Annotated in this window: 25 protein-coding genes; 3 read left to right on the plus strand and 22 right to left on the minus strand. The window is 45.4% G+C overall.

Annotation, left to right across the window (positions count from 1 at the left end):
* Positions 1-24 precede the first annotated feature (24 nt).
* The gene (gene mfd / locus BUB43_RS05605; RefSeq protein ID WP_073179121.1) at positions 25-3,453 is read left to right on the plus strand and encodes a transcription-repair coupling factor; all 3,429 of its coding nucleotides are present in this window, start codon (positions 25-27) and stop codon (positions 3,451-3,453) included.
* 36 nt (positions 3,454-3,489) lie between these two features.
* Positions 3,490-4,053: an aminoacyl-tRNA hydrolase gene (gene pth / locus BUB43_RS05610; RefSeq protein ID WP_073179123.1), complete on the plus strand. Its 564-nt coding sequence runs from the start codon at positions 3,490-3,492 to the stop codon at positions 4,051-4,053.
* Between the two features lie 15 nt (positions 4,054-4,068).
* On the opposite strand, the gene BUB43_RS05615 is transcribed toward pth, so the two are convergent.
* The 8 genes from BUB43_RS05615 to BUB43_RS05650 form a co-directional block, all read right to left on the minus strand.
* Positions 4,069-4,749 carry a carbonic anhydrase gene (locus BUB43_RS05615; RefSeq protein WP_073179125.1) on the minus strand — a complete coding sequence of 227 codons (681 nt, stop codon included), beginning with the start codon at positions 4,747-4,749 and terminating at the stop codon, positions 4,069-4,071.
* Between the two features lie 38 nt (positions 4,750-4,787).
* The gene (locus tag BUB43_RS05620; RefSeq protein WP_073179127.1) at positions 4,788-5,339 is read right to left on the minus strand and encodes a serine O-acetyltransferase; all 552 of its coding nucleotides are present in this window, start codon (positions 5,337-5,339) and stop codon (positions 4,788-4,790) included.
* 23 nt (positions 5,340-5,362) lie between these two features.
* Complete coding sequence (locus BUB43_RS05625) at positions 5,363-6,559, minus strand: glycosyltransferase (RefSeq protein WP_073179129.1); 1,197 nt, start codon at positions 6,557-6,559, stop codon at positions 5,363-5,365.
* A 134-nt stretch (positions 6,560-6,693) separates the two neighbouring features.
* Positions 6,694-7,758 carry a Fic family protein gene (locus BUB43_RS05630; RefSeq protein ID WP_073179130.1) on the minus strand — a complete coding sequence of 355 codons (1,065 nt, stop codon included), beginning with the start codon at positions 7,756-7,758 and terminating at the stop codon, positions 6,694-6,696.
* A 4-nt stretch (positions 7,759-7,762) separates the two neighbouring features.
* Positions 7,763-8,326 carry a DapH/DapD/GlmU-related protein gene (locus BUB43_RS05635; protein ID WP_073179131.1) on the minus strand — a complete coding sequence of 188 codons (564 nt, stop codon included), beginning with the start codon at positions 8,324-8,326 and terminating at the stop codon, positions 7,763-7,765.
* A 2-nt stretch (positions 8,327-8,328) separates the two neighbouring features.
* Entirely contained in the window at positions 8,329-9,525 is a 1,197-nt protein-coding gene (locus tag BUB43_RS05640) for a glycosyltransferase (protein ID WP_260200468.1), read from the minus strand.
* Entirely contained in the window at positions 9,504-10,343 is an 840-nt protein-coding gene (locus tag BUB43_RS05645) for a glycosyltransferase family 2 protein (protein ID WP_073179134.1), read from the minus strand. The genes BUB43_RS05640 and BUB43_RS05645 overlap by 22 nt, the downstream gene beginning before the upstream one ends.
* 3 nt (positions 10,344-10,346) lie before the next feature.
* Positions 10,347-11,630 carry a nucleotide sugar dehydrogenase gene (locus tag BUB43_RS05650; RefSeq protein ID WP_073179136.1) on the minus strand — a complete coding sequence of 428 codons (1,284 nt, stop codon included), beginning with the start codon at positions 11,628-11,630 and terminating at the stop codon, positions 10,347-10,349.
* Between the two features lie 75 nt (positions 11,631-11,705).
* On the opposite strand from BUB43_RS05650, the gene BUB43_RS05655 reads away from it, so the two are divergent.
* Positions 11,706-12,476: a class I SAM-dependent methyltransferase gene (locus tag BUB43_RS05655; protein ID WP_073179138.1), complete on the plus strand. Its 771-nt coding sequence runs from the start codon at positions 11,706-11,708 to the stop codon at positions 12,474-12,476.
* A 1-nt stretch (position 12,477) separates the two neighbouring features.
* On the opposite strand, the gene BUB43_RS05660 is transcribed toward BUB43_RS05655, so the two are convergent.
* The 14 genes from BUB43_RS05660 to BUB43_RS11530 form a co-directional block, all read right to left on the minus strand.
* A complete protein-coding gene (locus BUB43_RS05660) occupies positions 12,478-13,419 on the minus strand; it encodes a glycosyltransferase family 2 protein (RefSeq protein ID WP_073179266.1) in 942 nt (313 codons plus the stop codon).
* Positions 13,419-14,549 (minus strand): hypothetical protein, encoded by a 1,131-nt coding sequence (locus BUB43_RS05665; protein WP_143154046.1) that lies wholly within the window; start codon positions 14,547-14,549, stop codon positions 13,419-13,421. The genes BUB43_RS05660 and BUB43_RS05665 overlap by 1 nt, the downstream gene beginning before the upstream one ends.
* Positions 14,546-15,487 (minus strand): glycosyltransferase family 2 protein, encoded by a 942-nt coding sequence (locus BUB43_RS05670; protein ID WP_073179141.1) that lies wholly within the window; start codon positions 15,485-15,487, stop codon positions 14,546-14,548. The genes BUB43_RS05665 and BUB43_RS05670 overlap by 4 nt, the downstream gene beginning before the upstream one ends.
* 12 nt (positions 15,488-15,499) lie before the next feature.
* The gene (locus tag BUB43_RS11435; protein ID WP_260200469.1) at positions 15,500-15,628 is read right to left on the minus strand and encodes a type II toxin-antitoxin system RelE family toxin; all 129 of its coding nucleotides are present in this window, start codon (positions 15,626-15,628) and stop codon (positions 15,500-15,502) included.
* Between the two features lie 137 nt (positions 15,629-15,765).
* Positions 15,766-16,014: a hypothetical protein gene (locus BUB43_RS05680; protein WP_073179145.1), complete on the minus strand. Its 249-nt coding sequence runs from the start codon at positions 16,012-16,014 to the stop codon at positions 15,766-15,768.
* A gap of 48 nt (positions 16,015-16,062) precedes the next feature.
* Positions 16,063-17,853 carry an asparagine synthase (glutamine-hydrolyzing) gene (gene asnB, locus BUB43_RS05685; protein WP_073179147.1) on the minus strand — a complete coding sequence of 597 codons (1,791 nt, stop codon included), beginning with the start codon at positions 17,851-17,853 and terminating at the stop codon, positions 16,063-16,065.
* A 3-nt stretch (positions 17,854-17,856) separates the two neighbouring features.
* On the minus strand, positions 17,857-18,828 hold the full coding sequence (locus BUB43_RS05690) for a glycosyltransferase (protein WP_073179149.1): 972 nt from the start codon (positions 18,826-18,828) through the stop codon (positions 17,857-17,859).
* A gap of 4 nt (positions 18,829-18,832) precedes the next feature.
* On the minus strand, positions 18,833-19,624 hold the full coding sequence (locus BUB43_RS05695; protein ID WP_073179151.1) for a glycosyltransferase family 2 protein: 792 nt from the start codon (positions 19,622-19,624) through the stop codon (positions 18,833-18,835).
* On the minus strand, positions 19,624-20,571 hold the full coding sequence (locus tag BUB43_RS05700) for a glycosyltransferase family 2 protein (protein ID WP_073179153.1): 948 nt from the start codon (positions 20,569-20,571) through the stop codon (positions 19,624-19,626). The genes BUB43_RS05695 and BUB43_RS05700 overlap by 1 nt, the downstream gene beginning before the upstream one ends.
* The gene (locus BUB43_RS05705) at positions 20,568-21,380 is read right to left on the minus strand and encodes a glycosyltransferase (RefSeq protein ID WP_073179155.1); all 813 of its coding nucleotides are present in this window, start codon (positions 21,378-21,380) and stop codon (positions 20,568-20,570) included. The genes BUB43_RS05700 and BUB43_RS05705 overlap by 4 nt, the downstream gene beginning before the upstream one ends.
* Positions 21,377-22,210 carry a glycosyltransferase family 2 protein gene (locus BUB43_RS05710; protein WP_073179157.1) on the minus strand — a complete coding sequence of 278 codons (834 nt, stop codon included), beginning with the start codon at positions 22,208-22,210 and terminating at the stop codon, positions 21,377-21,379. The genes BUB43_RS05705 and BUB43_RS05710 overlap by 4 nt, the downstream gene beginning before the upstream one ends.
* Complete coding sequence (rffA, locus tag BUB43_RS05715) at positions 22,207-23,352, minus strand: dTDP-4-amino-4,6-dideoxygalactose transaminase (RefSeq protein ID WP_073179158.1); 1,146 nt, start codon at positions 23,350-23,352, stop codon at positions 22,207-22,209. The genes BUB43_RS05710 and rffA overlap by 4 nt, the downstream gene beginning before the upstream one ends.
* Positions 23,349-24,227 carry a methionyl-tRNA formyltransferase gene (locus BUB43_RS05720; RefSeq protein WP_073179160.1) on the minus strand — a complete coding sequence of 293 codons (879 nt, stop codon included), beginning with the start codon at positions 24,225-24,227 and terminating at the stop codon, positions 23,349-23,351. Before BUB43_RS05720 ends, rffA begins: the two co-directional genes overlap by 4 nt.
* Positions 24,224-24,805, minus strand: coding sequence for an acyltransferase (locus tag BUB43_RS11530; protein WP_083541166.1), 582 nt, complete (start codon positions 24,803-24,805; stop codon positions 24,224-24,226). The genes BUB43_RS05720 and BUB43_RS11530 overlap by 4 nt, the downstream gene beginning before the upstream one ends.
* Positions 24,806-24,816: the final 11 nt, after the last annotated feature.

Below are 24,816 nucleotides of genomic sequence, written 5' to 3' on the forward strand. Positions count from 1 at the left end.
GAATCGTTTTTGCCGTTCGTGACAATGGAATTGAAAAGTATCAGAGAAAGTTTTTTGCCTGCTATGCTGCAGCGGAATTTCGGCAGGGCAATTTTTGAAAGTTTAGAGGGAAACCAGCATACAAAGGTGAAAGGTGCCGCCGGTTCTGCACCTTCGCTTTTCGCCGCAGAATTGTTCCTGGCGCTGCGGCAGGACATCCTTTTCGTGCTCGATGACAAGGAAGATGCGCACTATGCCACGGCAGAACTGGAAGAATTGCTCGGCGAAAAGTGCGTGCTCTACTTCCCGGAAACCAACCGAGAACCGTACCATATCGAGAAAACTCAAAATGCGAATATCGTATTAAGGACGGAAGTTTTAAACAGAATCACTAATGATAAAAATCCTAAAATCATCGTGGCAAATGCTGCGGCGCTCAGCGAAAAAGTGCTGAAAAAGGAAGATTTCAAAGCGATTTCCCACACGATAAAAACCGGCGACCAACTTGATTTCGATTTCACAGAAGAATTGCTCACACAGTTTGATTTCGAGATGACGGATTTCGTTTCTAAGCCCGGTGAGTTCAGTGTTCGTGGAGGAATTGTGGATGTGTTTTCCTACTCGAACGAAAAACCATACCGCATTTCTTTTTTCGGAAATGAGGTGGAAAGCATTCGGGAATTTGACATCGAAACCCAACTTTCCACGCAGAATATCGATTCGTTTGAACTTATCTCAAATATGAATTACGCGGTCACTGGAAGTAAGGTTTCGCTTTTAGAGATTTTGCAAAAAGAGACGCTGTTTATTACGAAAAATTTATTTCTGATTCAGAAGAAATTAACGCAGATTTTTGGGAAGGCGGAAGAGAATTTTGCAAAACTCAGCGAGGCCATTCAGCACGAAAAACCGCAGGAGCTTTTCGTAAATTCTGATGATTTTACCAAAAATTTTTCTCAGTTTAAAACCATCGATTTTACTTCGGAAAGTTTAGAGGCAAATGCTGATAATCAATTAATTAGCTCAAGTTTAATTCAGCTTTCTCAATCGCCGATGCCAGTATTCAACAAGAATTTTGAGATGCTGGCAGAAGATTTAATTCAGAAGAAAAAGGACGGCTACGAAGTCTGGATTGCCTATTCCAACGAGAAACAGCAGGAAAGACTGGATGCGATTTTGAAAGCAGAGCGGGAGAAGGTTGAGGTTGAGTTTGAGGCTTCAGGAAATGTTGACGAGTGGAAAAGCTGGCGGGAAATTAAAAGTGAGGACTTTCACGAGGGCTTCATCGATTCCGAAGAGAAAATCGCAGTTTATACGGACCATCAGATTTTCGGGCGCTACCAAAGATTTAAGGCGAAAAATTCTTTCGCAAAATCGGAACAGCTCACGCTGAAAGACCTGATGTCCCTGAAAGTCGGCGATTACATTGCGCACATTGATCACGGCATCGGGAAATTTATGGGCCTGGTGAAGCTGAACAACGATGGCAGGGTGCAGGAAAGTTTTAAACTCGTTTACAAAAACGGCGATCTGCTGTATGTTTCCATCCACTCGCTACACAAAATTTCCAAGTACAATGCCCCAGAAGGCAGGGAGGTTGCGCTCTCGAAGCTTGGTTCGCCGGCGTGGAAATCATTAAAGCAAAAAACGAAAAACAAGGTAAAGGAAATAGCCTTCGACCTGATAAAGCTCTACGCCAAACGCAAGACAGCAAAAGGCTTCGCATTCTCGCCGGACACCTACCTGCAGGACGAGCTGGAGGCCAGCTTCATATACGAAGACACGCCCGATCAGGAAAAGGCAACGCACGATGTGAAGCGCGATATGGAAGCGGAAACCGTGATGGATAGGCTGGTTTGCGGCGATGTAGGCTTCGGGAAAACCGAAGTGGCAATACGGGCGGCTTTCAAAGCGGCAACGGACGGAAAGCAGGTGGCAGTGCTGGTGCCCACCACAATCCTGGCGTTTCAGCATTACCGAAGTTTCAGCGAAAGGCTGGCGGAATTTCCCGTGAACATCGCCTATCTGAACAGATTCCGCACGGCAAAACAGCGCACGCAAATCCTGAAAGATTTGGAAGAAGGAAAGCTGGACATCATCATCGGAACGCACCAGCTGGTTTCGGACAAGGTGAAATTCAAGGATTTAGGCCTGCTCATCATCGATGAAGAACATAAATTCGGCGTGGCAGTGAAAGACAAACTAAAAACCCTGAAAGCCGATGTGGATACGCTGACGCTGACGGCAACGCCCATACCCAGAACGCTGCAGTTTTCGCTGATGGCAGCACGGGATTTATCCGTAATAAAAACGCCGCCGCCAAACCGACAACCTGTTGAAACACAAGTGATTGGCTTTGATGAGGAAACCATTCGTGATGCGGTTTCGTATGAAATTCAGCGTGGCGGGCAGGTGTACTTCATCAACAACAGAATTGAAAACCTGCAGGAAATAGCCGGGCTGATACAAAGGCTGGTACCCGATGCAAGAATCATCACTGGGCACGGACAAATGGAGGGCAAGAAGCTGGAGCAGAATGTGCTGGATTTTATGGCGGGAAATTACGATGTGCTGGTTTCTACCACAATTGTGGAAAGCGGTGTGGATGTGCCGAATGCGAACACGATATTCATCAATGATGCGCAGAAATTCGGAATGGCAGACTTGCATCAAATGCGCGGAAGAGTAGGGCGGAGCAATCGTAAGGCCTTCTGCTACCTGATAACGCCGCCGTACGATTTGATTTCTACCGAAGCGCGGAAAAGGCTAGAGGCCGTGGAGCAATTTTCGGATTTGGGCAGCGGTTTTCAGATTGCGATGAAGGATTTGGAAATCCGTGGTGCCGGCGATTTATTGGGCGGGGAACAAAGCGGCTTCATCAATGAGATGGGCTTTGAAACTTACCAAAAAATAATGCAGGAAGCGCTGGAAGAACTGCAGTACGACGAGGAATTTCTGGGTGTTTTCGATAATGAGCAGGAGCGGAAAAAGCTATTCCGCAGCGTGAAGGATGTGAACATCGATACGGATTTTGAGCTGATGCTGCCAAGCGATTTCGTACAAAGCACGGAAGAACGGCTGCTGCTTTACCAAAAACTGGCGGAGATTACCGATAAATTCACCCTGAGCCGCTTTGAAAATGAACTAATGGACCGCTTCGGAAAATTGCCGGAGGAAGCGCAGAACCTGCTGAAATCCGTAGAGCTGAAGTGGCTTGCCGCGGAAATCGGTTTTGAAAAAGTGGTGATGAAGAACGGCGTTTTCCTGGGCTACTTCCCTGAAAATCCGCAAGATAAATATTACCAAAGCGAAAAATTCCAAAAGATACTGCGGCACATTACACAAAATCCAGAGGGCATTACGATAAAGGAAAAGAACAATCAGCTGCTGCTCCGCAAAGAAAGCGTGCGCAGCCTTCAGCAGATAATGCCTGTAATGGAAAAACTGGTGGAGAAGTTGAGTGATGAAGGGTGAAGATTTACTGGTTGAATTTTATCAAAAAATAGCGAAATGAAATACCTGATAATCGGGCTGGGAAATAAGGGCGATGAATATAAGGGCACAAGGCACAACATCGGCTTTGATGTGGCGGAGAAGATTGCCGCAGAAATTGAGGCGCCATTCCAAACCGCGAATTTCGGATGGATTGCCGAGGGCAAATACAAGGGCAGGAAAATCCTGCTGCTGAAGCCCGATACCTATATGAACCTTTCTGGAAAGGCGGTAAAATTCTGGATTCAGAAGGAAAACATCCCAGTGGAAAACATCCTGGTCATCACCGATGATTTGGCGCTGCCTTTCGGAACCCTGCGCCTGAAGATGAAGGGCTCCGATGCCGGACACAACGGCCTGAAAAGCGTGCAGCAAGAGCTTGAAACACAGAATTATCCGAGGTTGCGGTTTGGAATCTCGGCAGATTTTGCGGAAGGAAGGCAGGTGGATTATGTGCTTGGAAAATGGACGGAAACCGAAGCGGAAAAACTTCCGGAACGCATCGAGACCTTTGCGAAAGCCGCACTCTCATTCACCTTTGCTGGCGGTGCCAATACGATGTCGGCGTTTAATGGGAAGTAAGATAAAGATCACGGTTTAAGGTTCCAAATTTCTCCTGCTCATCACCCAATGTGAATTTGTAAGATCGTAAATTTTTTGAATATTTTTTAGGATTTCTTCAAAATCAATGTTCAGGTCGATGAGGTTGCCTGTCCGCATATCAAAAACCCAGCCGTGAACAATCGGGAACTGCTCCAGAATATACCGCTCCTGAACGCACGCCATCTTGATAATGTTGATGCACTGCTCCTGCACATTTAGCTCTACAAGCCTGTCGTAGCGCTTGGTTTCGTCGGAAATTTCGTCCAGCTCATTCTGGTGCAGCCTGTAAACATCGCGGATGTTCCGCAGCCACGGATTCATTAAGCCCATGTCTTCCGGCGTCATCGCCGCCTTTACACCGCCACAACCATAGTGCCCGCAAACTATAATGTGCTTCACCTTCAGATGCCGCACCGCATACTCGATTACTGCGGTGGAATTCATATCCAGCGAGTTCACAACATTGGCAATATTCCTGTGCACGAAAACTTCACCGGGTGCTGCCCCCATCAGCTCTTCTGCGGTTACGCGCGAATCTGAGCAGCCGATGTAAAGGTATTCCGGAGACTGGCCGACCACTAATTTTTTGAAGAAATCAGCATCAGCATTCAGCTTATTCTGAATCCAGGATTTATTATTTTCAAAAATACTCTCGTAAGTTTTCGAATTATTCATTCTTCAAAAATATTCGGAATTATTGCGGAATTTGTAATTTAAATTTTATTATTGATGTAGCCTTCGGTCGCGTTATTTTTTGCGATTATTTTTGCGGGATTGCCCACCACTACAGAGTTTGAAGGCACATCGGTCGTTACATAGGCATTCGGCGCAATCAGCACATTATCGCCAATTGTGATGGCCCCCACAACCACGGCATTTGTACCAATCCAAACTTCATTGCCGATAATCGGTGCGCCTTTCTTCTTGCCGCGGTTGGATTGGCCAATCGTTACACCGTGTGCAATATTGCAGTTTTTGCCGATTTTCACGGCCTTGTTGATGACTACCGTTCCCCAATGCCCAAGGTAGAGGCCCTCGCCGATTTGCGTTTCCGGATAAATCTGAAAACCGTAGCGGATTTGCAGGTTCCGTAGCAAGACACGCCAATAAATTCCCAGCGGATTTTTCTTCCGGTGCTGCTGGCATTTCCTCAAAACATAGATGTAGTGCAAGTTTGGGTTGATGAGTTTCTGCCGGACTTGCAGCGAATTCAGCCACTTTCCGCTTTCCCGGAAAAAATCTTTTTGGATGGTGGTGTAAGGCATAGCGCAAATTTAAACTTTCTCCACTAAAGGCTGTCGATAATATCAGTGATTTTCTTCACCGAAGATTTTAGTTTAAATGGCGGCTCATAGTTTTCCAGCGCGTTTTTATAACTAAATTTTTCGGTGAGTGCCTTTTTCATTCCCAGGTAAATTCCTTCCTCCGAATTTTCTACGATTAGCCCTAGCTTTCCGTCCAGAAGCATTTCGCGAACTCCCGAAACATCCGTAGCGATGATGTTTTTCTTCAGCGTGATGGCTTCGAAAAGTACGGTGGGAAAGCCTTCGTAGCGCGAACTCAGCACAAAGTAGTCCGCGTTTTTGAAGTAGGGATAGGGGTTATCTGTAAAGCCAGTCATTTCCGCCGAACTTTCCAAGCCAAGCTCTGAGCGAAGCTTTTTAATGTTCTCGAAATCATAGCCATCGCCCACGATTTGGATTCGGTGCGGCAGGCCTTCTTCCAGCAATTTTTTATGCACCCTCAGCAATCTGTCGAAGCCTTTCTGTGGGAAAACCGTGCCTACGGAAAGGAACAGCGGCGTTTGGCTGCTGGCTATTGGCTGCTGGCTTCCATCCGATATCTCACTTCTGGCGTCTCGGTTCTTGGTTCTCGTGTCTTGGCTTTTGGATAAGATTTCTTCCGTATCCAGCGGATTGTAGATGCGCACGATTTTGCTGCGCTCTTCATCATTTTTGGCTAAGGATTCGAAATCGCTTTGGATGTGCTCGGAAATTACCAGGATTTTATCAAAGCCGAAGAACTTGCGGATTTCCTCATCGGTATAGTTGTGGAACTCGGTTTTGCGCAGGTCATTGTGAATCCACACGATTTTTTTGGACGATTTCAGTGGTGAATTCAGGATTTCGTCGCGGAAACCGTGTATCGCCGCAAACTCTATGTCGTAATTTTTACCTTTGAGAATGAACTTATAGAGCAATTGAGGTAAGCTTTTTAGCAGCCACTGATAGGCAACTCTCCAGGCTTTTTTCGGGATGTCCTTCGGGCGATTTGTGGTAATCATTTCGCCTTTGTTTAGGTACAAAACATTAATCCACTCTGGGATTTCTGAGAGATACTTGCCGGAATACAGGTTCAGCAGCAGGTCGATTTCGTATTTTTCCGGCGGAAGATTCTTCAGGAAAGTAGCCAGCACCTTCTCTGCTCCACCGTGCCTTAGCGAACCAATACGGATTAGAATTTTCTTTTTCCCTGCCGTTTTCATACACTATCCATACTTTATCTATACTTTATCTGCGGATTATCTGTGCCTTGCCTGATGTTCTCTCGTGTTAAGAAAATAGAATTTTTTTAACATAAAAAAAATATGTGTTAAAAAAAATGAGTTTAGTTAACTTGTTATTGTCCGGATAAAATACTGGCTAAATTTACATTGATAAAATAATTGTATTTGCCTACTTTCACTTTTTCCAGTAAGCCGATTTCGCTAATCTGATCAAGGTAGCTGGATGCGGTCTGCCGAGAAATGCCCAAATCTTTCACAAGGAAATCAATTCTTGTGTAGGGAAACTTGAACAGGTTGTTAAGTAAATCCTGGCTGTAGATTTTTGGGAGCTCTGCTCTCATTCTGTTCTTATAGCGCTGCAGCAGCGTGCGTATTTCATCAATTTTTATCACGGTTTCTCCCGCTGTTTTTTCAATACCTTCCAGAAAATACAAGACCATAGTTTCCCAGTCTTCGTTATCGCGCACATTCTGCAAAACTGTATAGTAAGCCTGTTTGTTCTGAGTGATGTAGCGGCTAAGGTAAAGAATGGGCAGGTTCAGCAGGTTTTGCAGAACGAGGTAAAGGATATTGATAATCCGGCCTGTTCTTCCGTTGCCGTCGTAAAACGGGTGGATGCTTTCAAACTGATAATGGATTACGGCCATTTTAATAAGTGGATCCAGGGTGGAAAAATCACCGTTATTGATGAATTGCTCCAAATTTGCCAGCAGGCTTAAGATTTCTTCTTTGGATTGGGGCGGTGTATAAACCGTTTCACCGGCGCTGTTTTTTAGCACGGTGCCACTTTGGCTACGAATTCCGGCAGAATTCTCCACTAGGAGTTCCTGAATTTGCACGATATGTCTATTCAGCAGCATATTTTCTGAGCGAACGATTTCAAACCCAAACTGCAATGCCCTGGAGTAATTGTACGCTTCTTTGGAAGCGGCAGAAGTGTGGATGTCAATGTTCTCTTTATAGAGCTCATCGTGCGTGGTAACAATGTTTTCGATTTCGCTGCTGTCTTTGGCTTCCTGTAGAGAGAGCGTGTTGATCAGAATGGTTTCATTCGGGATTGTTTGTGCCACACCTTTCAGTTCAGCTAAGGCTTTGTGAGAGCGCACAAGCTGCTTTAGGATTTTCACCGTGTCGAAATCAAAATCCGGCGGCAATGGTTTTAGCTGGAAGTCTTTCATCGCGCTACAATTTCACAGGCTTGTATTTGTGCGGCAGGTTTTCGCTGATGTATTTCTCGAGGGCTTTTCTGTCCCGCTCCAATTCACGGGGGTACGCGGTGTTGTTTTTCAAAAGTCTTTCGCCATATTCATCAATAGTGCAGATGTATTTTGCGGGTGTGCCTCCGTAAACCGAATTGTCGGGATTTGAGCTGCTGACCAGACTTAGCGAGCCTACGATACAATTGCTGCCAATGGAAACACCCGGCATCAGGATGCTTCCTTTGCCAATAAAGGAATTGTTTCCGATTTTGATACGTCCGAAATTTCTTCCCTTTTTATATTTCTCAATTCGTTTGGTTACCCGTGCATCGCCGCCGTGGTTAATGAAACCTACATTTTCGGCAATGGTCACGTGGTCGCCGATTTCAATCAGGAAAGGTTCCGAACCGAAGTTGGGGATCCCCTGTACATACAGGTTTTCGCCTACCTTCATGCCTTTTTTTTTGGCGACTTCAATGGTGGCCGTCTTCACCAAATTCTGGTAAATATCACGAACCTTAAGAATAATTCTGTATAGAAAAATCATCGTTATTTTTTTACTAAATTAAGAAGGATTTCTTCAACTTCTGCGAAGATCCTTCGGTTGTCAAATTTTTCTTCAATATGTTCCAGATTTTTTCGGATTCCGGCTACGAGTTCTTCATTGGTGAGGAATTCTTTCATGGCGGCGTACATATCATCTGTATCGTAGCTGATGAGGTAACCGGTTTTTCGGTCTTCGATCATGGTGGCAACATCGCCGGTGTTAGTAGCAATGGTAGGTTTTTGCAATATTAAGGCTTCTGCCAGGACCAAGGGCCAGGCTTCGCTTTCGGAAGGCATAATGAAGAAGTCTGCCTGTTTCATATACGGATAAGGATTCATTTTATTGCCGGCAAAGAAAAAAGTACTTTCCACACCCAGTTTTTTCTGTTGCAGCAGCAGGTTGGGCAGTTCTTCGCCATCACCGAGGATGATTACGGAGTGCAGAAAGCCGTCCTTCAGCAGTTTTGCGTGAGCGTCCATCAGTTTATGATATCCTTTGCGGGTGTGAAGACGGCCAACAGAAATGAAAACAGGATGACTGTTGTTTACAGGCCACTTATCTAAAATGGGTTGCTGTGATTTTTCCTTGATTTCGTCGATAGGAATGGCATTGATGATGACGCTTTCCGGCGGATATTTTAAATCGGGATAATGACTGTGCATGAGGTCTTTGATGCGCTGGGAACAGTACACCATATGATCAAACTGTGGAAAATGCTCCAGGATTTGCGGAACCTTTGGCTGAAGTTTCGGCACGGTGATATCCGAATGAAACCACCCGATTTTCTTCGAATTTTTATTGGAAGAATTTAGAACCATCGGGAAATCATTGTAGGTCATCGCGATTTCCACATCGTAGCTGTCTTTCAGAATTTCTTTGTCGATGATTGCCGGCTTTCTGTTCAGCCCTGCCAGTTTCCTTTGGCGAAGAAACAGTTGTATTTTTTGGATTAGCGGATTTTTGGATAAATCTTCCCTTCCTTTTGCCAGGAAAACTTTGCGCACATCCTTCGGGAAATCATCACGCAGTTCACCCTGATTCAGGCTTAGCAGAACCGCCATTTCAAACTTTTCCCTGTCCAGATTGTTCAGCAGGCTTAGCATCACTTTCTCTACGCCGCCCATTTCCATAGAGCGGTGCCGGAAAAGTATTTTGGTTTTTTTCCTATTTGCAGTCATCAGCCCGTAATTTTCTGCCAAAAAATTTTCAGTTTCTTTTGGATTCTGTATGGAATTTTATTCTGGTATTCCAGCATCTCGAAAATTTTCGCGCTTCCCGGATATTCGTCTGGAACAGGTACGCCGTTGATTGATTTCAGATTCCTGCGCTTCATTGCGGAATAGATGGCTTTCGCCCAGAAGTTATAAGATTTTTCCTTGTTTTGGTTCTGGGAAATTCCACCAGGATGCCCACGGTAAAAATAATCTTCCTGATTGATGAACGCCACCTTTCCTTTCTCGTAGAATTTTAGATATAAATCCTGATCTTCGGCAATTCTAAATTCCGGGTTCATTGGGGCACAACGGCTATAAACTTCCTTGCGGAAGCATACTAGTGGTGCTATTTGAACAGGAAAGTTAAAGAAAAACTGCTCACCGTTTGGAACTTGCTGCGCCGCCTTAAAGCTGTTAAGCTTCTTCAGCTGCTCGTCACATTTTACCAATCGAGAATAGGTGAGAACTACATCCTTGTTTTTTTGCAAAATTTTAATATGGCCTTCAAGAGCGTTTGGTGCTATCGTGTCATCAGGATCAACATAGGCGCAAATTTCGCCCTGGGCAAGCATTATTAATTCGTGCTTTACAACGCCCACGCCTTTGTTTTCCGGAAGCTCCATCAGCCGGAACCTCTCATCGCTGCCGATGATTTTTTTGATGATTTCCACGGAATCGTCCGTAGATTTATCATCAATGATTACCGCTTCCCAATTGCCGTAGGTTTGCGCAATGATGGAGTTATAGCAGTCCTGAAAATACTTGCCGTTGTTGTAATTAGCGATGAGGAGTGATACTTTCATAGTTTACAGTCTTGCATCTACCGTATTTCTCTCCAGAACGCTCTTGCAGTCATACACGACCCCAGGATTTTTAATGTAGTTTGGCAGTTCAAATTTCAAAAATTCATCGTGAGCCACTGCCAGTATGATAGAATCAAACTTTTTCCCGGTCAGTTCTTCGCGAGAGATCAGGCTTATGCCGAGCTCGTGCTCTACCGCCTGAGGATCTGCCCAGGGGTCATACACGCTTACCCTGCAGCCGAATTCCTGCAGCTCCGAATAGATATCCACCACCTTCGTGTTGCGGAAGTCCGGGCAGTTTTCTTTAAAGGTAATCCCCAGCAGCAGGCATTCCGCGTCCTTAATCTGCATACCCTTGCCAATCATCATTTTTACAACTTTATTTGCGATGTATTCACCCATATAGTCGTTTACCCGCCTCCCAGAGAGGATCACATTCGGTATGTATCCTGCCTGCTCCGCTTTGTATGCGAGATAATAAGGGTCTACACCTATGCAGTGCCCACCCACAAGCCCCGGGCGGTATTTCAGGAAGTTCCATTTGGTGCCTGCAGCTTCCAGCACTTCGGTGGTATCGATTCCTATTTTATCGAAGATAAGTGCCAGCTCATTTACAAAAGAGATATTCACATCGCGCTGCGCATTTTCGATGGCTTTAGAAGCTTCCGCAACCTTTAGAGAAGCCGCTTTGTAGGTGCCCGCCGTAATGATGGAGCGATACAGTTCATCCACAAAATCTGCCGTTTCCGGGGTAGAACCGGAGGTGACTTTTTTTATCTTGGTTAAAGTATTCACCTTGTCCCCCGGATTAATTCTCTCCGGAGAATAACCCACGAAAAAATCCTCATTGTACCTTAGCCCGCTTTCCTGCTCAAGTATCGGCACGCAGACCTCCTCAGTACAGCCCGGATAGGTAGTAGATTCGTAGATTACCGTATCCCCTTTTTTCAGGATGGAGCCAATGCTTTTACTCGCAGATTCCAGAGGCTTCAGGTCCGGGCGGTTGGACGCGTCAATCGGTGTCGGAACGGTGATAATGAAGACATTGCAGTCCCTGATGTCTGACAAATCATCTGATATGCTAAGGCCATTGCCTTCAGAGCTCAAAACTTCCCTTAGTTCGGCTTCATCGGCTTCCCTTGTGCTGTCTTTTCCGCCCCGCAGTTCGCTTACCCGGCGTTCTGAAATATCATAGCCCACCGTGGGGTATTTCTTGGAAAATTCAATAGCCAGCGGAAGGCCTACATAGCCCAAGCCAATTATTGCTATTTTTGGCTCTTTTGTCATCTTTAATTTTATTGATCCCTGCAAAGATAAAAAACGCAGCACTAAATTTTTTATTTTTGCAGAATATTAGAACTCATGAGCGAAATTTCCCGCATTGCCCAAACTTTTTTGGCCTATCTGAAAAGGCCGGACCTTTATCCAGAACTTGCCCGGAAGGTTTATAAAAATATTTTCCGCAGAAATGCCGCATTTAAAGGGAAGGAGAAAACCAATGCCTGGGCAAAAGCCAGGGCGGTAAGCCAGGAAGAGGCGATAAAGCAGCTTTTCGGGACGGTGCCGAAGAAGTTTTCCGAGAGCTTCCCGCAGGATTTTGCGTCCGCAGAAAAGCGCCAGGCAGAATGCCCTGTGAAAATGGGCGGCGCCGGTGCGCTGGAGCTTATTTATTACGCCTGCGAATTTACAAAGGCGAAGAATGTTCTGGAAACTGGTGTGGCCTATGGCTGGTCGTCTTTCGCGGCGCTGAAGTCTTTAGAGAAAAGGGCAGGCACGCTTTACAGTTCGGATATGCCTTATCTTGCACTTGATGGTGACAGGTTTGTAGGCTGCGTTGTTCCCGACGAATTGCGTAAAAACTGGAAGCTTTTCCGCTATGCAGACCGGGAATCTCTGCCGAAGATTTTTGAGGAGCAGAACGAATTTGATGTGGTGCACTACGATTCCGACAAATCCTACCAGGGAATGAAGTGGGCGTACAGCCAGCTTTATCCGCGGTTGCACAAGGGCGGCGTTTTCATCAGTGACGACATAAATGATAATTCTGCATTTCAGGATTTCTGCGAGGCGCAGAACATCCAGCCCACCGTTGTGGATTTTGAAGGAAAGTTTGTAGGGGTTTTCGTGAAGTAGCTCAAAACAGATCCTTCCGGAAATTGATGTTGTATAATCCTGAGCGGATGCCCTTATAATCGCTGAGGAGGCCGCCGAGAATCATCTGCCATTTTCTAATGCCATCGGCATTGGCAATTTCAAAGCTGTGGTGCATCCTGCGGATGTGCGTTTTTATGTCATCTGAAATTCCAGCTTCAGCTTCTGACCAGTCTTTCAGGGATTTCCAGAGTTTCATGCGGGTTGTAGCTGGCTTTATTTTCTTTGTATCCACCTGAGAAATGCGGTTGCTTTCGTGAATGCCACGCATTGCCACGGCTTTTTCAAAATTTCCTGTGAAAAGTTTCAGGTAATAGGCGAGCCTAACGGTAAAATCCGTGTCCTGATGAAGCCGCAGGTTTTCGTTAAAAAAGTAGGGCATCTTACTTTTCAGGGCATCGCGCCGAACTGTAAGCCCATCCAGATGCAGCATCCCAAAAGCACCGAGCATATGTAGCTGCCCGGGAAACACATTTTCCGGCGGGTGATTTTTATAAACCCTGTCCAGCCGTTCACCATAGGTGGAAAAGTACTGTGCTCTGGCTTTTTCGGAATAGTAGGAAATTCCCACCGCATTGTAAACGCCTTCAACTTCCTGATTTTCAAAAAGTTTCTTTTCCGCATCGAAGCGGTTCGGCAAGTAAAAATCATCGGCATCCAGAAAGGCAATGAAATCGCCCGTTGCCTTCTCGATGCCCAAATTGCGGGAGGCACCAGCACCATGATTTTCCTTGTCCGGATGCTGAAAAAGCTTCACCCTGCTGTGTTTGTTCTCGAGGTTTCTGCAAACTTCCAGCGCATTGTCCGGGGATTTGTCTTCTACCAAAATCACTTCCGAAACCTCATCAAACAGCAGCGCAGATTCCACCGCGTTGCCTACATATTTCTCAGCGTTGTAAACTGGTATTATGACGGAGATTTTCATTACTGAGCGTTGTTTTGCCACGGTTTTACAATCCAGTCTTGTGCCTGCGGCTCAAAATTATTTCGTTGAATAGCTGCCTTCAGTTTTCTGTGGTTCCCATTGAGGAAGATGGTTTTTTTGCCAATCGCTGCGTTCACCTTTTTTAGCACATTTTCCGGCGTGTAATGCCTGCTGTAATATTCCAGCACATTGCGGCGCATATTAGAATAATCATCTTGGCTCATCCTGAAAATTTCATCAAGTTTTTTGAACAAATCAGCTTCATCTTCAAAGATAACCGCATTTTCTAAATGCCTTAGTTCAGGATATACAACCCTTGCATATTCTGCCTGCAGAACGGGAACCGTTCCTACTGAGATCGCTTCCGCAAAATTATGGCACAGCGGAACAATTACACCGGGACAACAGAGGAAAAATCGAAAGTGCGACAGCGTTTCCCGCACCTTTTCTATGGGCACCATATACTGCTCCTTGATGGCAAAAATAAGCTTTCCATCTGGCTTTGCGCTTATCAGCTGATTTAATTGCGATTGGCTCTTTACGCTGATAAAGTTTTCCTGTGGCTGCAGGATTTCCAAGATCTGCATCCTGCCTAAAATATCGAACGGCGTTTTTTCTATATCACGGTAAGCCTCATCATCGAAATTTCCGTAAAAAAATACCGAGTTTATGCGGTGTTTTTCCGTGTCAATTTTTTCGTTCCAAAGGTTTTGGTGATACATCAGCGGATGAAAATTCATCGGCAAGTGGAAGCCGCTTTCTGAGCGCCTGGCAAAATGATCGGCGAAATAATCAGCGCTGAAATCATCATCCCTCAGTAAAATGGCTTCGCTGCTTTTGGGCGGGTTTTTTATGGAAAGGAAATCTTTCTCTTTTAAAATTAGCGAAAGATAGGGCTCGCCGTTTCTCAAGTTGCGGAATTTTTGGAAGCCCATCGGATAATATATTGTATACCCGGCGATTTTATAAAATTTCAGCAACAGGTAAAAATAGCGGTGGTAAATGTTTGGGTTTTCAAATTGTACCAGTAGCTGTTTCACCGTAGCTCCCTGCGGTTTCATTTTTAGCCGAAGGAAGGTGGCGGCATCTTTCATCAGGGTTTGGATCTGCCTTAATCTTCGTTTTGTCATAAATGTTTTTTTAAGGCGTGGAAGCGGTATCTCGTCCGCAAAAGTTGCGGATGCAGAATTGATTGGTATGCAAAGTAAAGAACTTTGCTCAGCCCTTTTTTGTTTGCAGCGGTGAAAGTGAGGTACCGCAGCTTTATGTGGTTTTTTACTTCTTCTGGCAGATCCTTCTCGCTCAAAGTCCAGCTGTAGAGCGACTGGTACAGTTTCAGAATATTCTGGTAAAAGGCTGTGGAATATTGCCTGATCTTCGTAATCCTGTTATCATCGTGCACGCCGCGTATTGCCACGGCTTCGTCGATAATGCCTGTTTTCAGGATGAGTTTATGGGAAAGTTTTACGATGAAATCCCTGTCCTGATGAAGTTTCAGGCTATCATTAAATTTCAGCCCGCACTGCCGCAGTTTTTCACTCCTGATTGTTAAGGTATCAAGATGAAAGAAACTACCGAAACCTTCCTTTACACCGGTAATGCCAAGCAGAACATCCTTGCCTTCGGCAGCATACTTCACCGTGGTGAGTTTATTATGCTTGAATTTTTCGGAAAATTCCTCCCTGCCTTTTTCGGTGAGAAATTCAGTTCCGATGGCGCCAAACACACCGTCGATATTTTCGTTTTTAAAAATTTCCCGCTCTGCATCAAACCTGTTGGGAAGGTAGTAATCATCGGCATCCAGAAAGGCGATGAATTCCTGTGATGCCTTTTGCAGCCCAAGATTTCGTGTAGCTCCTGCCCCGTGATTTTGCTTATCGGGATGCTGAAAAAGTTTTATGCGTTCGTCTTTATTCAGAAGATTTTGGCAAACTTCCAGCGAATTATCGGGCGAGCCATCTTCTACGAGCAGCACCTCCTTCACTTGCGGAAACTGCAGCGCAGAAGCCACCGCCTTTTCCAGAAAGCGCTCAGCGTTATAGACAGGGATGATGACGGAGATGTTCATTGAAAGAAAAATTTAAGGAAAGAGTTTGTAGATGTCATTCCGCTTGGCAAGTCTGGCAAGTTCGATTTTGTTTTCTGACTTATAAAATCCCACACGGTAGTTGCCAAAACGCCAGCGGTACGCTGAAGTGTGTCCTTTCATTTTTCTAATGTTTTCAATGCTTTCCAAGCTATCGGAATTCTCAATATTTGTGATTAATTCTTGCAGCTTTCCCTTGAGCTTTTTATCGTTAATCTTTTTAATATCCTGCAGAAAACTTCGTAAAAAGACCACTTCCATCAGTTCAGCGCATCCAGAATTTCTTCGCGACTCACGGTATCGGTTCTGTCCGCCTGCTGCATTAGAAGAAGCAAGCCCAGGTCTTCTTTTTCTTCATCGCTCAGGGACTGCTGCCTTTCTTTTTCACGATTGTCCACATAGGATTTAACGGCTTTTTCCATCAAAGCTTTCACGCTCAGGTTTTCAAACGCCGAAATAATTTTCAGCTTTGTAAGCAAGCTTTCGTCTATGTCGATATTTTTTCTCATACACAAACTTTCAGCAAAGATATATAATGTATACAATATACGCCGTGGTTATTTGGTTCCAAAGCTGTTCGCCCAAATTCCCAGCTGCAGAAGGTTCCAGTGCTGTTTGCCGCCGTTTAAAAACTGCTGGGCAGCGTTGTAATCTACTAAATCATAAACTTTGTTCTGCTTACTTCCCAGAATTTCATTGCTGAGAATTTTCATTGAATCTGTATTCAGCCAGGCAGAAACCGAGGAACCGAAGCCCTGCTTTCTGCGTTGGCGGATGCCTTCCGTCCAGTATTCCCCCACCGCTTCGCGAAGGATTATTTTATCATTCTCACCGTCAATCTTCAGGTTTTCAGGCAGCGAAATGCAGAATTCTGCAAATTCTTTATCCAGAAAGGGTGTGCGCACTTCCAGTGAATTGGCCATTGCCATCCGGTCGGATTTTACCAGCATATTCCCTGGTACATATTTTTCCAAGTCGGTCCGCATAATGTCATTCAGCGAATCAGGATGGGCGGTGAAGCTATAGGCCTGCCGGTATTTTGCATTAATGCCCAGCGCTTCGATTTCCGAAGCGGCAAAATAATTCCGCACAAAGTTCTGGTGGAAATCCAGAATGCTGCTGTACTCAAGATTTTTTTGCGTAATGAAAGAAGTCGTTCTAAATTTCGACCAGAGTTTCAGTCCGAATTTTGCGACAATGTTTCTATAGCTGAAATGGCTCCTCAGCTGATGTTCCACCCTGTAGAAATCGTAGCCGCCGAAGAGCTCATCGCCCACATCTCCCGCAAGAATTACCGTGAGGTACCTGGCTGCCGCTTCGCTGATGTGGAACTGCGGCGTGTAGCTCATATCGGAAAAAGGCTCGTCCAGGAATTTTGCCGCCCGCAGAATTTCTTTGGCAATATCGCCGCGGTTTTCGTGGATTTCTATATGTTTCGTTTTGTATTTATCGGCAATTTCCCGGGCAAATTTCAGCTCGCTTCTTTCGCCTTCGTAGCCGAAACTTATCGTGGTTTGCTTTGGTAAAAATTCGTTCACCATTGCAACAATCGTGGAAGAATCCAGCCCACCGCTCAGAAAGCTGCCGACTTCCACATCGGCTACCAGCTGTTTCTTTACTGCGTTTTTCAGCAGGTGTGTGAATTCTTCCTTCGCTTCGGCAAGTGAAATTTGCCCGTCGTTTTTCGGTAAGGAATAGTAGCGCTTCAGCGAAACTTTGCCTTCCCTGAAAATTAAAAAATGTGCGGGCGGAATTACGGAAATGTTTTTGTAAATGCTTTGCTGTGCGCTTACATAGCCATATTTCAGAAAGTGATAAAGGGCATCTGGACTGATTTCCGGCTGCACCAATCCGGAAGCTAAAATCGCCTTGATTTCTGATGCGAAGAGGAATTCCCCATTTTTTCCGAAGGCGTAATAAAAGGGTTTTTCGCCGAAGCGGTCTCTTGCGCAGAAGAGTTCCTGTCGTGCCTCATCCCAGATTGCGAAAGCAAACATCCCGGGAAGTTCGTTCAGCATTTCGCTAGCTTTCTCCTGGTACATCGCCAGTATTACTTCTGTATCCGTGCTGCTTTTGTACGGGTAGCCGTATTTTTTCTTCAGTTCCTGGTAGCCGTAGATTTCCCCGTTGAACACGATGCATTCCTTCTTGGAAGCGGAAAACATTGGCTGTGCGCCGCTTTCAGAAAGGTCCACAATGGAAAGCCTGCGGTGCCCCAGGGCTGCATTCTGGAAGAACTGGAAACCTTCAGCATCGGGACCGCGATGCGCAATGCTGTCGGTCATCCGTTTCAGATGCTCTCTGTAATTTTCTGCATTTGGTGTGATGATGCCTGCTATTCCGCACATAGATTATTGATTATATCTCAAAAAAACTTCGTTAAACTTCTTCATCACGGTTTCCGGCAAAAATTTTTTAAAACGGTGGGCTGCGTTTTTCGTTAAATCCGCATCCAGCAGTATTTCCTGTAGGCTGCGCTTGTCGGTATAGTAGTGCGCCTCCTCGCCAAGCTCCATTATGTGCGCTTTTTCCGGCGCACCGGCAAAGGTAATCACAGGCTTGCCCATCAGCGCAAATTCCGCCACGGTAATGCCGAAGGTTTCGCCGCGCTCTCTGGCGTGAAGCAGTGCGTCGCAGGTGTTGATGAATTTCACCTTTTGCAGCATATCCGATGAAGGCGGCAGGAAGATGATGTTTTTCGGCAGGCTACTCCACCAGGATTTTTTCACGAAAGGGCTTACGCCCATAAAGATGAAGAAAATATCGCGGTACTTCCTCGCGGTTTTCTCCACCACTTCCTGCGCAAATTTTATGTTGAAGCTTGCGGCGCCGCCGTAATAGCCGAATACTTTGGCATTCTGCGGTATGTTCAGTTCGCTTCGCAAGTTTTCGTCCGTACTTAGCGGGATGTTCACCATATGCGGTACGAAGGGTGCTTTGCCACCAGTCATCACCTGAGACAGCCATTCCGAAACATAGGCGTACACATCGCCGTGCGGCTCGTAATATTTGAAAACCGTGTGCACGGCGCTTCGGCATTCTTTGGTGTCGATGCCGTCGATATTACCGTTTTTAATATTGTAGAACAGGTCGAAATTTCCTTTGCGGATGAAGCCGTCAATTTCATTCGGGTCAGAATATTCGAGAACTTCGAAGCGTTTTTTGAATTTTTCGATGCCGGCAGGATGATTGGTGGGCAGGGTCTTGTTGTAGATAATGACGGCCTGATGCCCAAAGAATTCTTCACTGAAATGTGCATAATCGTACAGCGCGGTAGATTGCCCGCGGTAGTTCAGCTCGTTCTCGTGAAAAAGGATTTTCATATTTCTACAAATTCAATAGTCGCCTGATTCGTTTTTTAATTCTCGCCAAAATGCGCGGCGTAGGATATTTCTTCAAATCGTTGTGCATAAACAAGCCTTCGCCCTGTGCAATTTTAAAATCTTGCTGTACCCACCACGGTGCGATGATTCTTTCAAACTGCACGCCCTCTCCTGCAAAGGGCGCAATTTTCTGCAAAAATAATTCTTTCCGCATCAGGAAGGGATTGTTCGTCCAGTTGGCCCAGCGGGATGTAGTTACAAAAAATTTTCCTTTCTTCTGGATTTTATCCGGAAATTGCTCGGCGGGATCCAGCCAGTGTAGCGATTCAAGCAAGTGCGGTGAAGATACTTTGTGCCAGTCGTCGTAATAATTCAGCTCGTTGCCTTTGTGCCTGATGGAATATAGCGGATGCCCGGGCTTTTTCCGGCTCCTGAAACGGATGATGTGAAAGCCGTTATTCAGAAGTTCCAGGCCTTCGCTGAGTTCTGCGGAAAGTGTTTCGCGGTTTTCCACCAGCTCCCAATCGTTCTCCAGGAAAAGGAAATGTTCGTATCCTGCATTTTCTGCAAGCCTGATGATTCCTTTGCCTATGCCGATGTTTTCTTTCAGGCTGATGAATTTCACACCGAATTTCTCCGCCAGTTTTTCATCGTGTGTGCTGCCTTCCTGAAAGAGGATGGTGATGTCGTCCGACAGATCCAGAAGCCCGTGTTTTCGGTAGGATTTCAGGGAATTTTCTAGAGATATGCGGTTATCCCAAGAAAGGATGCAGATGCTGATGGGAAGTTTTTCCATTACAGTTTTAGAAAAGCGTGCGGATCGGTTTCAGATATTTTGCGCAATTTCGCGAATTTGTTCATCTGCGGTCTCAGCTTTTTATACACTTCAGCATAGATGTCACTTTCATACCTTTTCCCTTTTAGTAAAAGTTTAATGACATCGTTTCGGAACTCCTTTTTTGCTGTATTTATATCAAAACTAAAATTAGGGTCTAGATATCTTGTTTCCGTCCTAAGCCGTAATCCATCGGCAGTGTCTTTTCGTATTTTTTCTGCCGATCTGCTTTCATCGATCAGCGGTCTTGCATCGTGCACAACTTTGGAATGTGTGGTGAAAAAGACTTTCAGACCGTGAAAATGCACCCTGTTCACATAATCGTGATCCTCAGCGCCGTGGAAAAAGTAAGGATTAAAGCCGCCCACATTTTCAATCGTAGTTTTAGGGAGCAGCCAGTGCGCAGCATTGATGAATTTTGAGGGATAAGTATTTTCAGGCCGGTTAAAAAATAGGTCGGAAAGTACCCTGGTTGAAGTGCTTTCTCTCGCCAAATACATTTCAAAATGTGGGTCCAGCCGCAATTCGCTACCATCCAGATGCATCGGGCTCAGTATCCCGATTTCTTCTTTGTGAGGATGGTTTTCGTAAACCTCCAGCAGCTTTTCAAACGAATCTTCAAAAATCCAGGCATCCTGGTTCATCAGGTAGAAAAATTCTGCGCCCTGCCGGTAAGCCTTTTCAATGCCGATGTTGTTCGCCTTCCCGAAGCCAAGATTTTCCTCGGATTGTATGAACTCTACCTCTGGGAAATTATTTTTAATAAAATCCTGCGTGCCATCCGTAGAGCCATTATCCACCACGATGATTTTCACCGGCAGCGAACTGCGGCGCAAACTGCCGAAGCACCGCTCTGCCCACTTCATAGCGTTGTAAGTAGCAATGATGACGAAGAAGTTAGCTTTCATATTTTTACTTTAAGTTTTTTCAGCACTTTGCCAGAAAGCCTTCTCAAATTCGCCAGCAAAGCATCGGTTTTTGAAACCTCCAGCATCCGTTCTCCCACAATTCCATATTCCTGCTGCGGAAAAGAGGCAAGGCGTTTCAGGCCTTTGGTTTCGTTGTTCACCATATTAAACTGATGGATCAGCTGGATATACATCGGGTTTTTATTCTCAATTGCAATCTCAGGATATTTGGCGTACACAGGGTGCTTGTCCTTTATCACGGTTTTTGCCTGCCGTGTTTTTTCTACCAGGCTTACGAAAGGGCTTCCCGCCATATAGGCTTCGCTTACTGTGGCCTTGTTTCCCGGAAGAATTGCAAGTTGCAGGCCGATCCTTAAATCAATCACGAAATCGTGCTGCGGCTGGAAATACTGCTGCACCGTTTTTACATAATCGCGATGAAGCATATCATCGTTATCAATATCGGCAGAGATGATGAAATCCGTATTTTGGCTTTGGGCGAAATCTTCCACGAAGGCTGCCATCGCAGGGAAATCCTTTACAAAGACCGGTGTGAAGTTTGGAAATTCTTTCTTAAAAACCTTTATTTTTTCACGGTAGAAATCGTTGGTCTGCTCATCGAAGAACACCAGCCAGACAAAGTTTTTCTCCGACTGATTTTTAAAAGACGGGAAGCAGTATTTGCCGAAAATCTCAAAGCGGTCTCTCAGCCATTCTTCGGAAAGCGCTTTGTGGCCGGTTCTTGTGGTCGTCCAGCTTTCTGTGGGCACATTAAAGCGCGTGGTGATGATGTGGGTATAGGTGTTCATTTAAAAAGTTTTACGATTTTATCATAAATCTTATACGGCTTGCTGCTGTAGATTTTCTCAAGTTTCTGCTCGTAAAAAAGCATCCGGCTTAGCGCTCTGTAGTAGCTTGGATAAAACTCATAAATCACATCTTTATGATTTTCAAATATCAAAATTTCAGCTCGTTTGATTCTGGCCGGATCTTTCTTGCTTAAATCGTGTGCAGATTTAGGATGCTTCCTGTAACGGTAAATCTGATAATCGATCTTTTTTACATTGCTGCTCCTATCGCGGTTTTTCGTGAAAAGCCTTATCCAGTAGTCCCAATCCTGCCTTGGCTGTCCAAGCGGCTCATCGTAGAAAACGCCTTCTGCATCTTTGCGTTGGAACATTGAACTGGTGTGTAGCATATTTGTAAGCAGTATTTCCTTCAGCCCAAATTGCGGCGCAGAATTACTGCTTTTCGGCTCTATGCCTTCGCCGAAGGAAGTGGTGTCCGAAAACACTACTAAAAGTTCTGGGTCTTTTTCAAATTCTTCCACGGCCTCTTCCACACCTCTTGGGTTCAGCACATCGTCACCATCCAGCATCAGCAGGTACTTTCCGGTGGCGTGCCTCAGCCCGTTGTTTCTTGCGGCAGAGACTCCTGCGTTCTCCTGGTAGAAATATTTAATGCGGTCGTCTTTTTCTGCAAAAGATTTAATCACGGCTGCAGAGTTGTTCTGCGAACCATCGTCTATCACCAGGCATTCCCATTTCTCATAAGTCTGGTCTAGTACAGACTGCAAGGTTTCTCTTATGAAATTTTCCTGATTGTAGCAGGGAACTATTATTGAAACTTTTTGGGTCATTGTAAACGAATAATATTTTTACTGATTAAAACATCAACAATCTCCTGCACTTCGGTATTTTCAAGTTCGAAGTACAGCGGTAGCCTCAGCAGGCAGTTTTCAAATCTGTCTGAGTTCGGGAGCTCTCTACCATCGTGCCTATTCTTGTAGAACTCACTTTGGTGAAGCGAAAGGTAATGGAATACCGCCAGAATATCCCGCTGTTTCAAAGCCTGTATGGCCGCCGAGCGTTTTTCCTGATTTGGGAAAACAATGTAGAACATATGGGCATTGTTCGTGGCGTAGCCAGGGATTACTGGCAGGGAAAATTCTGAGTTGTCTTTCAGTTCGGTGTAATACTGATGCCAGATTTCCAGCCTGCGCTTCTGAATGCTGTCAAGGTTTTCAAGCTGCGCCCAAAGAAATGCTGAGATAATTTCACTCGGAAGAAAGGAAGAGCCTGTATCTACCCAACCATATTTGTTGATTTCGCCGCGGAAGAACTGGGAGCGGTTGGTACCCTTTTCCCAGATAATCTCTGCACGGCTGATGAAGCGCTCATCGTTAATCGTGAGCATTCCGCCTTCACCGGAAATAATGTTCTTGGTTTCGTGGAAGGAAAACGCGCCGAGATGCCCAATGCTGCCTAAGGCCTTCCTGCTGCCGTCGCTAAAAGTGTAGTAGCTGTCGATAGCCTGTGCAGCATCTTCAATCACAATCAGGTTATGCCTCTCAGCTATAGCCATTATCTTCTCCATATCGCAGGCTACACCGGCATAGTGCACCGCAACTATGGCCTTGGTTTTCTCCGTAACCAGGGCTTCAATCTTTTCAGCATCTATGTTGGGCTGTTCTTCGCAGGAATCTGCAAAAACGATTTTGGCACCTTCGCGCACAAAGGCAAGCGCCGTGGAAACGAAGGTGAAACTCGGGATGATGACTTCATCCCCGGTGCCAATTTCTGCAAGGATGGCGCACATTTCCAGCGCATCGGTGCAGGATGTGGTCAGCAGCGTTTTGCGGAAGCCGTAGCGGTTTTCGAAAAACTTTTGGCATTTTTGAGTAAACACACCGTTGCCGGAAATCTTGCCGGATTTTACCGCTTCTTCGATGTACTGCGTTTCCAGCCCCGTAAAATAGGGTTTGTTGAAAGGGATTCTCATTTAAATCTCGTCCTAAAATTTTTCAGTGGCAAAATACTTTCGCCGGTATTATCGCTGCAAATGTCGGTTAATTTCAGCAAACCGCTTCCGCAAACTACCACAGGGCATTGCTCCTTTATGAAAATTACCTTGCCTACGTCCCGGCTTTCTATCTTCAAATCTTCCGAGAGTTCTGCCGCGAAAATCCGAATTTTAGCATCGCCTATAAAAGCGGATGCGCCCTTATAGGGATGCCCTAATGCATAGATGTGGTTCAGGATTTCCTCGGCGGAATCTTCCCAGCTGATGCGGTAATCCTCCTCATCACGCCAAAGGCTGTAGGTAGCCTGGGTTTCATCCTGCTTTTTCCTTGGAAGAGCTTCGCCGTTTTTTATTTTTTCGAAAATAAAAAGGGCGCATTCCCTGTAGTTTCTGGTGATGGTTTTTATCGCGTCTTCAATAGTAATTGGATGGCAAATTTCTGTAGCCGACTGATAAATAACATCGCCGCTATCGTAATCTTCAGTAGCGAAAAGCGCCGTAACGCCTATGGTTTTCTCCCGGTTTAGCAGCATATTTACCAAAGGTGCGAAGCCGCGGTATTTTGGGAGCAGAGAATCGTGCAGCACAATCAGGCTGCCGTTGCTCTCTGGTATTAGCCAGCGCCACGATACGGCGAGCGAATATTCTGATGCGGGGCGGTAGCCGTCTTTCCTGTCAAAGTGCTTTATGCCGTGGCTGCTGCACAGCGCCTTTATTTCGTCGTAAAAATCCTGCTGCACATTGCCATCCCTACTGCCAATCACCGACTCAATTGTAGCGGCAAAGTTGTTTTCTGTAAGGCATTTCAAAGTTTCAAAGCCTTTTTCTGACATCAGATAAAGGGTGATTTTCATAATGCTGACTCTTTAATAATTTTGGCAGGAATGCCGCCAGCTACTGAATATGCGGGGATATCCTTTGTAACCACTGCATTTGAAGCAATCACAGCATTTTTACCGATACGAACGCCTGATAGAATCACCACGCCCTGCCCAATCCAAACATTATCTTCTATAATTACGGCACCCTTGCTCACCAGATTGCGTTCTGACGGCGGAATTTGTAATGATTGATAATCCGTATTTCCGTGATCGTGGTCGCTAACAAATATTCTGCCAGCAAAGAGGCAATTATTTCCGATTTCTACCTTGTTAATACACTGAATCTGCACATCGCTATTGAATGTTACATCGTTTCCGATGGTAATTTGCGGCTCAAATTTTTCTCCCATCCAGCTTTGCACAGCCTCCATTCTAAGCCGCGCCATTGCGTGGAAATTATGACCAATACTTATATTTTCAGCGCCCGATATACAGTAATCTTTGCGAAGGCTGAAATTATTTCCCACTGATTTAAAGCCTAAATCCCTGATTTTTCGGTGGGCTTCTTTTTCGTGGAAATTTTTTAGCAGGTAATAAAACCTTTCTATCATCCTATTCTTAA

It is taken from the genome of Cruoricaptor ignavus, assembly GCF_900141665.1.
Taxonomy (GTDB): Bacteria; Bacteroidota; Bacteroidia; order Flavobacteriales; family Weeksellaceae; genus Cruoricaptor; species Cruoricaptor ignavus.